Annotated in this window: 10 protein-coding genes; 4 read left to right on the top strand and 6 right to left on the bottom strand. The window is 53.7% G+C overall.

Annotated features, from left to right (window positions below; translation table 11 throughout):
- Nucleotides 1-25 precede the first annotated feature (25 nt).
- Both mfd and ACSHSR_RS07765 read left to right on the top strand, forming a co-directional pair.
- Nucleotides 26-3490 carry a transcription-repair coupling factor gene (gene mfd, locus ACSHSR_RS07770; protein ID WP_208134677.1) on the top strand — a complete coding sequence of 1155 codons (3465 nt, stop codon included), beginning with the start codon at nt 26-28 and terminating at the stop codon, nt 3488-3490.
- Entirely contained in the window at nt 3490-4608 is a 1119-nt protein-coding gene (locus ACSHSR_RS07765) for a CsiV family protein (RefSeq protein WP_208134678.1), read from the top strand. The genes mfd and ACSHSR_RS07765 overlap by 1 nt, the downstream gene beginning before the upstream one ends.
- On the opposite strand, the gene ACSHSR_RS07760 is transcribed toward ACSHSR_RS07765, so the two are convergent.
- From ACSHSR_RS07760 to nagZ, 3 genes are all read right to left on the bottom strand, one after another.
- Nucleotides 4609-4881 carry an acylphosphatase gene (locus ACSHSR_RS07760; protein WP_025011030.1) on the bottom strand — a complete coding sequence of 91 codons (273 nt, stop codon included), beginning with the start codon at nt 4879-4881 and terminating at the stop codon, nt 4609-4611.
- A gap of 306 nt (nt 4882-5187) precedes the next feature.
- A complete protein-coding gene (gene ycfP, locus ACSHSR_RS07755; protein WP_028780489.1) occupies nt 5188-5748 on the bottom strand; it encodes an alpha/beta hydrolase YcfP in 561 nt (186 codons plus the stop codon).
- Between the two features lie 83 nt (nt 5749-5831).
- Nucleotides 5832-6848: a beta-N-acetylhexosaminidase gene (gene nagZ, locus ACSHSR_RS07750; protein WP_028780490.1), complete on the bottom strand. Its 1017-nt coding sequence runs from the start codon at nt 6846-6848 to the stop codon at nt 5832-5834.
- Between the two features lie 298 nt (nt 6849-7146).
- Between nagZ and ACSHSR_RS07745 the strand changes: the two genes are divergently transcribed.
- Nucleotides 7147-8523, top strand: a complete 1377-nt coding sequence (locus ACSHSR_RS07745) for an L-serine ammonia-lyase (protein ID WP_144220203.1) — start codon at nt 7147-7149, stop codon at nt 8521-8523.
- Between the two features lie 155 nt (nt 8524-8678).
- Here the strand turns inward: ACSHSR_RS07745 and hutW are convergent, their stop codons facing one another.
- A complete protein-coding gene (gene hutW, locus ACSHSR_RS07740) occupies nt 8679-10025 on the bottom strand; it encodes a heme anaerobic degradation radical SAM methyltransferase ChuW/HutW (RefSeq protein WP_025888738.1) in 1347 nt (448 codons plus the stop codon).
- Between the two features lie 218 nt (nt 10026-10243).
- Complete coding sequence (gene cysB / locus ACSHSR_RS07735; RefSeq protein ID WP_025011034.1) at nt 10244-11218, bottom strand: HTH-type transcriptional regulator CysB; 975 nt, start codon at nt 11216-11218, stop codon at nt 10244-10246.
- Between the two features lie 228 nt (nt 11219-11446).
- Here cysB and ACSHSR_RS07730 point away from each other — a divergent pair, with 228 nt between their 5' ends.
- The gene (locus ACSHSR_RS07730; protein ID WP_025011035.1) at nt 11447-12226 is read left to right on the top strand and encodes a hypothetical protein; all 780 of its coding nucleotides are present in this window, start codon (nt 11447-11449) and stop codon (nt 12224-12226) included.
- A 272-nt stretch (nt 12227-12498) separates the two neighbouring features.
- Here the strand turns inward: ACSHSR_RS07730 and topA are convergent, their stop codons facing one another.
- On the bottom strand, nt 12499-15138 hold the full coding sequence (topA, locus tag ACSHSR_RS07725) for a type I DNA topoisomerase (RefSeq protein WP_025011036.1): 2640 nt from the start codon (nt 15136-15138) through the stop codon (nt 12499-12501).
- Between the last annotated feature and the right edge of the window lie 179 nt (nt 15139-15317).

The following is a 15317-nucleotide window of genomic DNA, read 5'->3' as shown; positions in this document are numbered from 1 at the left end:
GAATGAATCTGTTATCACATCTTCAATGAATAAGTTTTCTGTACTGGCGCCTGAGGGTGCCCCAAAGGCCGGCGAGATACGCCATCTCGGCCTCGGCGAAGGCGTGGAGCGCGCGCTGACCTTGGCCAACCTCGCCCGCCAACATCAAGGTGTCAGCCTGTTGGTAACAGCGGATACGCCAACCGCCCTGACACTGGAAGCCGAACTCAAATACCTTTTGGGTGATGCCCTGCCCGTGTGGTTGTTTCCCGACCGGGAGACCCTGCCCTACGACAGCTTTTCGCCGCATCAGGATCTAATCTCCCAGCGGCTGGAAACCCTGTCAAGGTTGCCGAGTGCCAAGCGCGCCCTGGTAATAGTGCCCATCAACACCCTGATGGTGCGACTGCCGCCCAAGTCTTTCCTGTCGGCCAATGTGATGTTACTGAATAAGGGCGACAACTACAGCCTGCAACAGATGCGCGAGCACTTGGTCAGCGCCGGTTATCATCTGGTCGGTCAGGTTTATGAACATGGCGAATTTGCCATTCGCGGCTCGATTCTGGATATCTTTCCCATGGGCTCAGCCGAGCCGTTGCGAATTGAACTGTTCGATGATGAAGTGGAATCGATTCGCCATTTCGATCCTGAAACCCAGCTATCCAAGGACCCCCTGTCGCAGGTACGAATGCTGCCGGCCAAGGAGTTCCCCACTGATGAACGGGCCATAGAAGGCTTCCGCCAGCGTTATCGGCGCTATTTTGAAGTATTGGTTAAAGAGCCCGAGTCCATCTATCAGCAGGTGAGCCGCCATTTGATGCCCGCCGGTATCGAAAACTACCTGCCCTTGTTCTTTGATGAAACCGCGACCCTATTCGACTATTTTGCCGGCGATGTGCAACTGCTGACGCTGGGCGACCTGCAGCAGGCCGCCGACACCCACCTGACTCAGGTGCGCAATCGCTATGAAGACAGGCGGGTCGATCCGCTGCGGCCCTTGCTGGCCCCGGCAGACCTATATCTGTTGACCGAGCAGCTGTTTGCCGCCTTCAAGCGCTGGCCAAGACTGCAACTAAGCCAGGTGGATGCCCAAAAACCGCAGCAATTGGCTGCAGTAAGCACGCTGCCGGATATCTCGGTCAACCATAAGCTGAAGCAGCCCTTGCAGGCATTGGCCGACTATATCGCCTCGGCAGGCAGAGTCCTGCTCAGCGCCGAATCCGAAGGCCGCCGCGAGGCGCTGATGGAGCTTCTGGCCAAGATAGAGTTGCGCCCGGTACTGTTCCCGCATCTCAAGGCGTTTATCGACTCGGATGCACAGCTGGGGTTAATCGTCTCACCCCTTGCCAAGGGCTGCGTACTCCATGAGCCCAAGCTGAGCATTATTTGCGAGACCGAACTCTTCGGTCAGCGGATCTCCCAGCAGAGACGGCGGGAAAAACAGCGCCAGATCAGCAGCGATGCCCTGATTAAAAACCTCGCCGAGCTCAAGGTCGGCCAACCCATAGTGCACCTGGAGCACGGGGTCGCCCTCTATCAGGGGCTGGAAACCCTGGATACCGGCGGCGTGGTGGCCGAATACCTCAAGCTGGAATACGCCGGTAGCGACAAACTCTATGTGCCTGTGTCATCGCTGCACCTCATCAGCCGCTACGCCGTGGCGCCGGATGAATCCCCCAACCTCAACAAGTTGGGCAACGAGAGCTGGGCCAAGGCCAAGAAGAAGGCGATAGAGCGCATTCGCGATGTGGCCGCCGAGCTGCTGGATGTTTACGCTCGCCGTCAGGCCCGCCCCGGCGAGGCCTGTGAACTGGATGAGGCCGAATACGCCCTGTTCGCCCAGGGTTTCCCGTTCGAAGAGACAGTGGATCAGGAAACCTCCATCGCCGCCGTTCTCGCCGATATGCAGTCACCGGTGGCTATGGACCGTCTGATCTGTGGTGACGTGGGCTTTGGCAAGACAGAAGTGGCCATGCGCGCCGCCTTTGTTGCCGTCAACGCCGGCAAGCAGGTGGTGGTGTTGGTGCCCACGACGCTGCTGGCTCAGCAGCACTATGAAAACTTCAAGGACAGGTTCGCCGACTGGCCGGTGCAGATTGAAGTCATGTCCCGTTTTCGCACCGCCAAAGAGCAGCAACAGGTGATTGCCGACCTGGCAAACGGCAAGGTGGATATTGTTATCGGCACCCATAAGCTGCTCAACAGCGAGGTGAAATTTGACGCCCTCGGTCTGCTTATCATAGATGAGGAACACAGGTTCGGGGTACGGCAGAAAGAGAAGATCAAGGCGCTCAGGGCCAATGTGGATATTCTCACCCTGACGGCGACCCCTATTCCCCGCACCCTGAATATGGCCATGTCCGGCATGCGGGATCTGTCGATTATCGCCACCCCGCCGGCCAAACGCCTGGCGGTGAAAACTTTCGTGCGCGAATACGACAAGGCCAGTGTCCGTGAGGCCATAGAGCGGGAGATCCTCCGTGGCGGCCAGGTCTATTACCTGCACAACAATGTGGAGAGCATAGAGAAACGCGCCGAGGAGTTGCGCGAGCTGTTGCCCGATGCCAGAGTGGTCGTAGCCCACGGCCAGATGCGTGAGCGCGAGCTGGAGCGGGTAATGTCCGATTTCTACCACAGACGCTACAACGTGTTGGTGTGTACCACCATTATTGAAACCGGTATCGATGTGCCGAGCGCCAACACCATCATCATAGAGCGGGCCGACACCTTCGGGTTGGCGCAGCTGCATCAGCTCAGGGGCCGGGTTGGCCGCTCCCATCACCAGGCTTATGCCTATCTGATGACCCCGCATCCGAAACGCATGACCTCAGATGCCCGCAAGCGTTTGGAAGCGATTGATGCCCTGGAAGATCTTGGCGCCGGCTTTATGCTGGCGACTCAGGATCTGGAGATCCGCGGCGCCGGTGAATTGCTGGGGGATGAGCAGAGCGGCCATATCTCCAAGATAGGCTTCAGCCTCTATATGGAGATGCTGGAGTCGGCGGTCAAGGCGCTGAAACAGGGCAAGGAGCCATCCCTGGCGCAGATGCTCAACCAGCAGTGCGAAATCGAGCTGAGGATCCCGGCGCTGTTGCCGGAAGACTATGTGGGCGATGTCAATATTCGCCTATCGCTCTACAAACGGATAGCCAACTGCACTACGGAAGCGGCGCTGGATGAGCTCAAGGTAGAACTGATTGACCGTTTCGGTTTGTTGCCTGAAGCCACCCGTAACCTGATGCAACTGACACTGTACAAGCATCAGGCCACCGCGCTCGGGCTGAAGAAACTGGATTTTCACGCCCGCGGCGGCAGTGTCGAGTTCGGTGACGATCATATTATCGATCCCGGCTTTATCATTGGCCTGTTGCAATCCCAGCCACAAATCTATCGAATGGATGGACCGAATAAGTTAAAGTTCACCCTGGCGGCCGAAAGCAGTAAAGAACGCCTGGAGATGGTGGGTCTACTGCTGCAACAACTGGCACAACACACTGTGGGAGAAAAATAGTGTATCGAAATATGCTGGCAACCCTGGCTCTGGGGCTGACACTTTCGCCTGTATTGCAGGCGGCACAATACCCTTGGTACGAAGTCGAGGTATACCTGTTTGAGCGCCCCGGGCCAAGCACGGAAAAGTGGCCGGATACGCCGCTGGAGCTCAAGCTGAACAAGACCATAGACTTGATCACTCCCCAGGTCGCCACCGAAATCAGCTCAAGCAGCATGGCTGTGGGAGACTGTGATCCGCAATGGCAATCTCAATCCGCAGACAGCGCAGCAGATAAGGCTCTCAATAAAGATACCTTTGACTCACAGCGCAGCCGTCCCCTTCAGGCAGGCCAAGTGATATCTCTGGCCCAGACCGATAACACGACTCAAGCGGATGCCGCCGGTTTGCCTTGCCAACAGCAGCAAGCGGAAATCCGTATGCCCAAGCAGTTGCCTGTGAATATCAGTCCCAGAGACAGCAGCACAGCCAGCCAACCCGGCGCCTTGCTGCTCAGTGAGAACCAGGCCCAATTTGGCGGTGTTATCAATGCCCTCAAGCGGCAGAGCGGTTTGAAAGGGCTTTTGCACCTCACCTGGCAGCAACAGATGAAACCTCGCCATAGAGCAGAGGCGATGCATCTCTTTGGTGGCCGTAACTTTGGCTCGCAGTTCAGGCAGTCAGGTTTATCCCAGAGCCAGTTGGACACGACTTCAAGCTCCTCTTTGAATGGCTTGTCGGAAGACAAACTGCCTGGGCAGGCAATAGGCAATGGCCTAAGTGAACCAAATCAAATGGGCAGTGAGGAATACGCAGCGCTTGGGAGCTTGATGGTCCCCAAAACACCCAAGGCGGTGTGGGAGTTCGATGGGCTTTTGAATATCTATCTCAGCCATTATCTCTATGTGGAAACCCGCTTTAACTTGAGGGAGGCCGGCTATAAATCTCTGGCCACCCAGGAAGGCGAACCTGAGCTGCAAACCCCCTTTCTTTACAGCATTCCCATGGAACAGAATCGCCGTATTCGCAGCGGGGAAATACACTACTTCGATCATCCCAGAATGGGGATGATCCTACAGGTAAGGCGTATGGCCCAGCCGGGCAGCCAAACTCAAGCCGATGGTGGCGAAGAGCCCTGATCAATCACTGATAGAGAAGTCGAGGTAAATCTCATCTGCCTCGTCTTCCTCTACATACACCCCATCGACCCGTGCCTGAGGTGGCCCTTGCTCGCACCAGGCAATCAAGTGGTCGACCGCCGGGAAGGCGCCCTGCGCCAACACCTCGACCGAACCATCTTCTTTGTTGCGCACATAGCCTGTCACCCCAAGTGACTGAGCCTTTTGCTGGGTAAAGCGTCTGAAACAGACTCCCTGCACCTTGCCTTTCACAGTCAGCAGCACCCGCTTCATGGGCGTCTCCTTGTAGACTTGTCTTGGTGGCCTTGTGTTGCCATGCTTATAAATCAAGCAGTTGATTAACAAAAAAGCAAAAAAAACAGCTAACAAAAGAGTGTTAGCTGCATCGGGCGACATACGCAAAAGGTCTGGCACTGTATGAATAACCGAATGTAACATTCTGTATCAAACTCGCCATGGTTGGTAACTTTACACAGTCAATGGCCCGATGCAACCAGCGAAACAAACTGAAAAACAACCCGGAGGCACTCTCGTGACTTGGATCACAAAAAGCACTCAATTTACCGTATGAGTGGATATTTATCCTACCCGTTCAACCCCCTCTGTTTGCTTGAAGGCTTTTATCTGAGTCAAATGGCTCGCCAGCGAAGCAAACTTATGACTCTGTTGTTTGTCCCAAATCACTTCATAATAGCGGCTGAGCAAGGCATGACTGCGGGTGCTATCCAAGACCTCATCCTCGGTCGACAGCAGGCACAGGGCACGGTTACGGTTCTTACTGCGAAAATCGGTCACGCATTTGCTGGCAATATCGGCATACTCTTCCGGCCTGTCTATCTTGCCGGGCATATTTTCCTCCGGCCACAGATTGGGGTTGACCAATACCGCCTTGAGCCCGGACAGAAAAGCGATTCGCTCGGCCCAATAGGCACCCAGCCCCACACCTATGATCAATGGATGGGGGTCATCGGTGAGTTTAAGCTGTTTACTGACCTCATTCAGCAGATGCTGCATGTCGTGTCTGGGATGCTGGGTGCTGTAGCTGATGAGACGCACATCATCATCAATGAACTGTAACTGCCTGACTTTTTCATGATTACCCGGGCTGGTGGCATCAAATCCGTGAAAATACAAAATCATTTTGTTTCCTCAAGTCTCATTTCCAGTCATGGTTATACAGGTTTCAAACTAACCAAGTTAGTTTGCACCTATATTGTGCCAAATCAATTTTTTGTGGATGAAATTCTGGCCGCCAGCTCGCGGGCCCGGTCCCAGCGTACTTCATCCTGTAATGCACGCATTACCTTTACGGGGTCGGCCCTTAATGTTGCAGCCGGGAAAGGATTGCTCTCTGGCCAAGGGAAGTCCCCCAGAAGACTTCTGGCACCCTCAGGGTCATTGCATACCAATACCATGTTACAGCCGGCATCCAGTGCCGCTCTGGCCCTGGCCTGATAGTCTCCGGCTACCGCCGCCCCTTTCATGCCGAGATCGTCCGAAAAAATCACCCCGTTAAAGGCCAATTTGCCGCGCAGCTCCTGTTTGAGCCAAAAAGATGAAAAACCGGCTGGGTTAGGGTCTACTTCGGGATAAATGACATGAGCCGGCATAATGCCTTGGAGCATCTCTCTGGCGATCAGCTGTGAAAAAGGCTGCATGTCACACTCGGCAATCTCTTGGTAACTGCGCGGGTCGACCGGCTGGGCAATATGGGAATCGGCCTCGACGCTGCCGTGGCCGGGAAAATGTTTGCCCACCGCGGCCATACCGGCCTCAGTCATGCCTTCAATAAAGGCCGCTGCCAGAGCCGTGACCTGCTCGGGCTTTGAGGCGAAACTGCGAGTGCCTATCACCTGACTGATACCATTGAGATCGAGCACAGGGGCAAAGCTTAAATCTATGTCACAAGCCAAGAGCTCAACGGCCATCAGGAAGCCCAGCTCTTTGGCCCAGGTTGTCGCCAGCTCCAGCGAGCCTGCGGCTGCCGGCAATATATCGCCCATGGCTGGGATTTCGGTAAACCCCTTTCGAAAACGCTGTACCCTGCCCCCTTCATGGTCGACGGCGATCAGCAGTTCGGGACGCACACTGCGAACCGCACGGATCAGGGCTATCAGTTGCTCTCTGTCTTGGTAATTACGGCTGAAAAGGATTAGGCCGCCAACGGCCGGGTGCTGCAGGACAGAGGCCTCCTCTGGCGTCAACTCGACAGAGGCAAGATCCAGCATTAAGTGACTCATAAACATCTCCAACAGGGTACCGCGCATGAAAGCGACTGAAAAAGGTACGAAATGGTGTTAGCCCCGATACAGGTATGGCTGCCAGGATAGCGCGACTAGGGTCAATCCCATTGTTAGCAAGGCTAATCCGACCATAGTTTGATAAAAATAACTAATGATATTCCAGGCCAAAAGTATGGGATACTTGCCCTATGGGCAGAGTAACTCTGGGTCAAGGTTACTCCGAAACCTGCGTATGCGCGAGCAATGCGCCTCCCAATGACTAAAATAACAACGAAACAGCAACAGGGTTAACCAAATGATTAGCGTATTCGATATGTTCAAGATAGGTATAGGGCCCTCCAGTTCCCATACCGTGGGTCCGATGAAAGCGGGCAAAATCTTTATCGAACAACTGGCTGCAGATGACTTACTTGGACAGGTCGACGAACTGCAGGCCGAGCTTTTTGGCTCTCTTGGACAAACGGGCAAGGGCCACGGTACGGGCAAGGCGGTGATCCTGGGATTGATGGGGGAAGATCCGGAAACCGTCGATACCGACAGCATAGAGACGATTCTGGCAGAGGTGGCCGACAGCCAGACACTGACACTCAGCGATGGCCGTAAGGTTAAGTTTACCCGCGAAGATGGCATCACCTACCACAGACGCAAGACACTGCCTGCACACGCCAACGCCATGACACTCTGCGCCCTCAAGGGCGGAGAGTGTTTGTATCAACGCACTTACTATTCGGTCGGCGGCGGTTTTATTCTCGATGAGGATGAAATTCAGCAGCGTAACGCCTCTCCTGCGACCCCCATTGCCCAGGCTCCTTACGATTTCAATACCGCCAGCGAACTCTTGGAGCTGTGCTGCGACAATGGCCTGAGCATCTCTTCATTAATGATGGCCAATGAGCTCAGCATAGCCCCAGAGAGTGAAGTCAAAGCCAAACTGTGGCATATCTGGCAAACCATGAAGGCCTGCGTGGAGAAAGGCTATCAGAAAGAAGGTATTTTGCCCGGCGGTCTCAAGCTGCGCCGCCGCGCCCCGGCGCTGTATCGCCGCCTCAAGGCTGAGGGCCGCAACAACATAGATCCCCTCAATGCCATGGATTGGGTGGACTTGTTTGCCCTGTCGGTGAATGAGCAAAATGCTGCCGGCGATCGGGTGGTAACGGCCCCGACCAACGGCGCCGCCGGTATCATCCCCGCCGTGCTCTGCTACTACGACACCTTTGTTCAGGAAGTGGATGAAGATGTCTGTAGCCGCTTTCTATTGACGGCCGCGGCCATAGGTATTCTGTACAAGAAAAACGCCTCCATTTCCGGAGCCGAGGTTGGTTGTCAGGGCGAAGTCGGCGTGGCTTGTTCCATGGCAGCAGCCGCACTGACCGAGATCATGGGTGGTACGGTCGAGCATGTCGAAAACGCGGCGGAAATCGGTATGGAACACAATCTGGGGTTGACCTGCGATCCTGTCGGCGGCCTGGTACAGGTTCCCTGTATCGAGCGTAATGCCATGGGCGCCGTCAAGGCGATCAACGCTTCACGTATGGCGCTGCGCGGCGACGGTAATCATAAGGTTTCCCTGGATAAGGTGATCAAGACCATGATGGATACCGGCAAAGATATGCGCAGCAAGTACAAGGAAACCGCCAAAGGCGGCCTGGCGGTTAATATCGTCGAATGTTGATTGGTGCCGCCCTGCGCTGACTCAGGGGATAGCAAGAGTAGATTCGTTCACCAAAGCTCATATGAGGCGTTGCTCAGGCAACGCCTCATTACTGCCTCCCCTGTTTACAGGATTTCCTATGCCCGTAACCCTCTTTTTCTGATAGCTTGCAGACCTTAAGCACAATTTTCCCGTTCCTGTGTAACAGATGGATATTCCGCCGGCGGGTTGCGCTCAAGGTATTCAAACAAGCCCGACTGCATACTGACATTCCAAAAACGCCCCGCCAGAGACAACTTCAAAGCCGTTTGACTGAGCTCGGCCAAACCATGGCTTTGCCAACGTAAAAACAGCGGCATCAAGTGACCGACCAGACTGTCAGGCAGGAGAGAAAATGCCAGGGAGCCTGAGTCCAGAGCGCCCTTAATCGTGCCGGCAAATCCTTTGGGCACAGGCGCTGTAATATGGGCCGGTGGCCGGATCCCTAGCTTCAGCGCCTGCTGCCAGGCCGAAAGCTCACGGCCATACATGATGCCATACCCGAGAATGTTACCGCCGGCACCGGCACCAAAGGGAATGATCTCGGCGCCGGCTTTGGCCATATGGTTATAGCGGCTGCGTTCTCTGACATCTCTGCGCCAATGGTTACAGGACAAAGCTTGCCAGGCGCCAGCCTCAAGAGTCTTGGCACCATAAGCGTACATCCGCGCGCGAGTAGCACTGTCAGCACGCGGCGCTTCAGCCTCACTCTGCTGCTGGCGCTGAATACGGCTGCCACTCAAGGTTATCAGCTGATACAGATCCACTCCGTGAATGCCGCTTTCAATCACATCGGCAATATCCTGCTGCCACACCCGCTCATCTTGCCAGGGCAAGCCAAAGATAAGATCGGCAATAACAGGTGCATCATTTCGGCGGCTGAGTTGCTGTAGACGCTCTATGACCTTTTCCCTTGAGTCCAGACGCCCCGCGGCAAGGCGCACCTGGGTATCAAAGCTCTGCACCCCGAATGAAAAGCGATTAACCCCACCATTGAGTGCCGCCTGCCATTTATCGTCGCCAAAACCGTTGAGACGCCCCTCCAGGGTGATTTCCGCATCATCACTCAAGGGGAAATCAGTCAGTGAACGCAGCAGAAGTGCGATTTGGCTGGCCGTCATGTCGCTCGGCGTGCCGCCACCTATGTAGACGGCCTGGAAAGGCCTGCTTTGCACCAGTGGATTTTGGCCGGCGCGGCGCAGCTCAGCGCTCAAGGCTTCAACATAATCGGCTATTCTTTGCGGCTTGGCGCCATTTTCAAAAAAGTTACAGAAACTACAGCGTTTTCGGCAAAAAGGGATGTGCAGATAAAGAGCACGCTGGCTGCTGGTCGAGGTTTGCTGCCAAAGCTCGTGCCATTGGCCGGCATCAAGCTGAGCTTCAACTCTGACTCCGCCATGGGAATGGGGCGCACGTTTTGGGCTAAAAGCAAACTGCAAGGGGGATGGGCTGGCGATCCCCGTCATGGAAGGAGTGAAAATCATCGGAAAGTCCGTTGAACGACAGACTTAAATGATAATAAATATCATTACCATCATTTTGATTCAGATCAACAGACTGTGAAGCGGCTCCTGAAATTTACCCAAGAGCTTAGTGAGAACGTCAAATAATCCCCAAGGTGCAATGATCGCAGTTACTTCTCCAACCTTGTAACTGCATAAAAAACCGCCCAACTTGTGGACGGTTCTGTTAAGCAGTGGTCTCAGCGCAGCGGCAGTTCGACATCGGCGAACATCTGCTCTATCAACTGCGCATCACGCAATGCAACCGCCTTTTCCACCACATCCCTTGTCAGGTGCGGCGCAAATCGTTCAATAAAGTCATACATATAACTACGCAGGAAGCTGCCCTTTCTAAAGCCTATCTTAGTGGTACTGTGGGCAAACAGATGACTGGCGTCTATAGCCACCAGATCCTTGTCGATAACAGGATCAATCGCCATGGAAGCTATCACACCAACCCCGAGACCCAATCTGACATAAGTCTTGAGCACATCGGCACTGGTGGCGCTGAAGACGACTCTGGGCTCAAGTCCGGCACCATGGAAACCACGCTCAATTTCTGAGGCTTTATCAAAACCGAACACATAAGTGACCAAGGGGAAGCGCGCCAGCTCTTCAATGCTGATCTGACTGCGGCTGGCCAGAGGGTGATCTCTGGATACCACCACAGAACGATTCCAGTGGTAACAAGGCAACATAATCAGGTCGGAATAGAGATGCATCGCCTCGGTGGCGATGGCAAAATCGGCGTCCCCGCGAGCAGCCGCTTCGCTTATCTGCGATGGCGTGCCCTGATGCATATGCAGATTTACCTTGGGATAACGTTCAATAAACTGGCGGATAATCTGCGGCAAAGCATAGCGGGCCTGAGTATCTGTGGTGGCAATATTCAGCTCCCCCTGATCCGGCTTGGTGTACTCTTCGGCCACTTTCTTGATACTTTCGACTTTACCGAGAATATCATTGGCGATTTTGATGACCTGCTCGCCGGCCGGTGTCACATGGGTCAAGTGTTTACCGCTGCGACCGAAGATCTGGATCCCCAGTTCATCTTCCAGCATGCGTACCTGCTTACTGATCCCTGGCTGAGAGGTATAAAGGTTTTCGGCGGTAGCGGAAACATTGAGGTTGTGATTGACCACTTCTGCAATATATCTGAGCTGTTGCAGTTTCATCTTTAGATCCTTGAATTCCTGCCCCATTCAGGAGCAGAATTTGAATGTTGTAATGCCGGACATCTATAATCAATGGTTATAGTATAAAGCAATAACTAAATCAAACAGGAATATAGCCACGAATGCGAACTATCTTCAGGACAGATACCTCATGCTGGACTAAGATAACTAGGCTAGTTTATTGATTTATTGTAGCATTAACAGAATTATAAAATTTACGGAAAGGCTATGGCATTTACTCTTGTACTGGTGCTGATTGGCGCGCTTCTTCTGCTGGTGATCGGCATCAATGTTATTCAGCAACAAAAAGAGCGAGCCGAGGCCGAACGTCGTACCGAGCTGGCTCGCCAACGGGCTATTTTGGACGAAACCGAAGAAGTCCTCTCCAATACCGGCATGTTCCCTTGCTCTTCACAAATGGTTTTGGTGCTCTACAAGCGTATTCAGGATGCGGCAAGAATCGCCGTTACCCTGAGCAAAGCCAATCAGAAAGGGGATTATGAGCGGCGGCTGACTGATCTTGAGGCACTGATCAACAATCTGCAAAGCAGCGGCCCTCAAACACCGGCCATTGAAAACTTTCGCCTGCCTGACAACGATCGTCAGGTATTGGTGCTGGTACAGACCTTGAAAAAGCTCAAGGCGATTTTGCGCGCCGAGCATAACAAGGGCAAAGTCGATCCCACAGTATTTGCCGCTGAAGAAGGACGCATTGACAGCCTGCAACTCAGGATCAATGTGGAGAGCATGCTGTCACGCGCCCGCGCCGCCAGTTACATGAAACAATACGGCTCATCGAGGCAGATGGTCACCAAGGCACTCAGTACCCTGCATACCATCAAGGCACAAACTCCGAATGATCCCTTTATTGCCCGAAAAGTGGATGAAGCCAAGCAACTGCTCGATGAAATCATGGGCGCGCAAAAGATGGCTCAGCCCAGCGCCCCCAAACAGAAAAATGATGAAGATGATATCGATGTGTTGTTCCAGCCTAAGAAGAAGTGGTAAGCCGTCAACTTGAGCTTAAGCTACTACCGGTAAACTCCAACAAAAAGCACCTCTTGGGTGCTTTTTGTTGCTGCTGTCGGTTTTGCCTAGCCAAGTGAACTCTGCCAGCCAAGTAACTCATCCCCAAAGTTCTCTCAGCCAATTCTATCTCGATTAATTTATTCCGAATAATCCAGGCTGCCGATACAGCCCGTTTAGGGTCAACTTACACTTTCACAAACAATAACGCCCTGCAATTGCAGGGCGTTATTGGCTCAAGTATTCAGTTGAGCTTAGCTCTTGGCTTTCTTTTTCTTGCTGTTTTCAGCAAACCACTTGCCATCGCGATAGTGGGCGACCCAGCCGGTTGCCTTACCATCAACTTCGCTGGCCACGTACTGCTCTTTAGTCTTGCGGCTGAACTTCACCAGAGTCGGATTACCTTCATCATCTTTCACCGGCGCATCGGCCAGGAACTGATATTTGGGCCACAGCAACTCGCGGTACTCCACCAGCTCGGAGACCAGTGGTGCCCGAGTTTCACGGGATCTCGGGAACGTGCTGGCGGCCAGGAAGATACCCGAGGCACCATCACGCAAGACGAAATGAGCGTCTGACTTGCTGCACTTGAGCTCGGGCAATGGAATAGGATCTTCCTTGGGTGGCGCCACTTCGCCATTCTTGAGCAGTTTACGGGTATTCTTGCACTCGCTGTTGGTGCAGCCAAAATACTTACCGAAACGGCCGTTCTTCAGCTCCATATCGCTGCCGCAACGGTCACATTCAATGACCGGGCCTTCGTAACCCTTGAGTTTGAACTGTCCCTTCTCGACTTCATATCCAGGACAGGCAGGATTGTTACCGCAAACATGCAACTTGCGGGTTTCATCCAACAGGTAGCTGTCCATGGCGGTGCCACAGATGCCACAGCGATGCTTGGCCCTGAGCGCCTCGGTTTCGGCATCTTCGCTCTCGCTGATCGCTTCTTCACCCGGAGTCAGGTTCAGCGTGGTCTTGCAGCGCTCTTTCGGGGGCAATTCGTAGCCGGAACATCCCAGGAACACGCCTGTAGTGCCTGTACGGATCCCCATGGGGCGCCCACAAGTAGGACAGGCTATGTCTGTCAGCACCATCTGGTTGGGGCGCATACCACCCTCTTCCGGTGGCAGCTCGGCATGTTGCAACTGCTTGGTGAAGTCTTTGTAGAAGCCATCAAGCACCTGTTTCCAGTCGAGTTGCCCCTGAGCAACGTTATCCAGGGTCTGCTCCATTCCGGCGGTAAAGTCATAGTTCATCAGGTTGGCAAAGTTTTCCACCAGACGTTCACTGACAATTTCCCCCATCTTTTCGGCGTAGAAACGGCGGTTTTCCACCTTCACATAGCCCCGATCCTGGATGGTGGAAATAATAGTGGCATAAGTGGAAGGGCGACCTATGCCGCGCTTTTCCAATTCTTTAACCAGAGAGGCTTCGCTGTAGCGCGCCGGTGGCTTGGTAAAGTGCTGTTTGGGATCCAGTTGTTTCAGATCCAGTTTATCGCCCTCCGCCAGATATGGCAGGGTGACTTCATCTTCATTCTTGCGTTTGACCGCAGATTGTACCCGGGTCCAACCATCGAATTTCAGGGTGCGACCACTGGCCTTCAGCTCAAATTCACCGGCCTTGACCGTGAGTCGGGTGGCATCATATTGAGCCGGAGTCATCTGACAGGCAACAAACTGGCGCCAGATAAGCTCATAGAGCCGCTGAGCGTCACGCTCCATGTCGGTCAGTGACGCAGCGTGTACAGAGACATCTGAAGGTCGAATCGCTTCGTGAGCCTCTTGCGCGCCCTCTTTGCTGCCATAACGAATAGGCGCATCCGGCAGGTACTTGTCGCCGAACTCTTTGGCAATCATGGCTCTGACGTTATCCAGCGCTTCCTGGCTCAGATTGGTAGAGTCGGTACGCATATAAGTGATATGACCCGCCTCATAGAGACGCTGGGCCATCATCATGGTCTTCTTCACCCCAAAACCGAGACGGGTACTGGCGGCCTGCTGCAGTGTCGAGGTAATAAAGGGAGCGCTGGGCTTGCTTTGAGTGGCCTTGTCTTCGCGGCCGATCACCTCATAACTGGCCGATTGCAGCGCTGCCACAGCGGCCAGCGCCTGGGCTTGATTGACCGGCTCAAATGCCTTGCCGTTTTGCTTGACCACTTGCATGGTCAGAGCATCATCGGTAGCGGTCGCCAACTGAGCGTGCAGATCCCAGAACTCTTCAGGCACGAAGGCTTTAATTTCGGCTTCCCGCTCAACCACCAAACGCACGGCTACCGACTGAACCCGTCCGGCAGAGAGGCCTCTGGCAACCTTTTTCCACAGCAGCGGCGAAACCATAAAGCCCACTACCCGATCGAGGAAACGTCGAGCCTGCTGAGCGTTGACCATATTGTTGTCGAGATCGCTGGGTTTGCTGAAGGCATCCTGGATGGCACTCTTGGTGATCTCGTTGAACACCACCCGCTTATAACGGGAATTGTCGCCGCCTATCACCTGCTGCAGATGCCAGGCAATCGCTTCCCCTTCTCTATCCAAATCCGTCGCGAGATAGATTTCATCGGCGGAATCGGCCAGCGCTTGCAGCTCTTTTACCACCTTCTCCTTACCAGGCAGAATTTGGTAGTTGGCTTTCCAGCCGTGCTCAGGATCAACCCCCATACGGGCAACCAGAGCCTTTTTCTCTTTCACCTTCTTGTACTTGGCCTTTTCTTCAGGCGACATTTTACGCACTTCGGCTGCGCTTTTTGCCTTGCCGTTGGCGTCGGCGGAGGAGGAAGTCGGCAAGTCACGTATGTGACCCACACTCGACTTAACGATGAATTCTTTACCAAGATATTTGTTGATAGTCTTGGCTTTGGCCGGCGATTCGACAATAACTAGCGATTTACCCATAGTGTGATTTGCGCCAAACGATCTCAGAACGGTGAAAATTGGCACCATATATAGAGGGTTGTCCTCGGACTTTCAAGTTAATCCCTCTTTTATGTGTACCGGCGACTCAATTTTTAAGCAGGGTTAAAAATTTGTACAAAATAATATTGCGTAATTAAAAACTAATATTTCATTATTTC

This window comes from Shewanella sp. VK101, from assembly GCF_056497865.1.
This window is presented reverse-complemented; position numbering and strand designations above follow the sequence as displayed.

What these genes read in the sequence shown, in the direction of transcription:
- mfd (WP_208134677.1), top strand. Translation starts at nt 26, where the DNA reads ATGAATAAGTTTTCTGTACTGGCGCCTGAGGGTGCCCCAAAGGCCGGC.
- ACSHSR_RS07760 (WP_025011030.1), bottom strand. Translation starts at nt 4,881, where the DNA reads ATGAAGCGGGTGCTGCTGACTGTGAAAGGCAAGGTGCAGGGAGTCTGT.
- ycfP (WP_028780489.1), bottom strand. Translation starts at nt 5,748, where the DNA reads ATGATTTTGTATTTTCACGGATTTGATGCCACCAGCCCGGGTAATCAT.
- nagZ (WP_028780490.1), bottom strand. Translation starts at nt 6,848, where the DNA reads ATGAGTCACTTAATGCTGGATCTTGCCTCTGTCGAGTTGACGCCAGAG.
- ACSHSR_RS07745 (WP_144220203.1), top strand. Translation starts at nt 7,147, where the DNA reads ATGATTAGCGTATTCGATATGTTCAAGATAGGTATAGGGCCCTCCAGT.
- hutW (WP_025888738.1), bottom strand. Translation starts at nt 10,025, where the DNA reads ATGATTTTCACTCCTTCCATGACGGGGATCGCCAGCCCATCCCCCTTG.
- cysB (WP_025011034.1), bottom strand. Translation starts at nt 11,218, where the DNA reads ATGAAACTGCAACAGCTCAGATATATTGCAGAAGTGGTCAATCACAAC.
- ACSHSR_RS07730 (WP_025011035.1), top strand. Translation starts at nt 11,447, where the DNA reads ATGGCATTTACTCTTGTACTGGTGCTGATTGGCGCGCTTCTTCTGCTG.
- topA (WP_025011036.1), bottom strand. Translation starts at nt 15,138, where the DNA reads ATGGGTAAATCGCTAGTTATTGTCGAATCGCCGGCCAAAGCCAAGACT.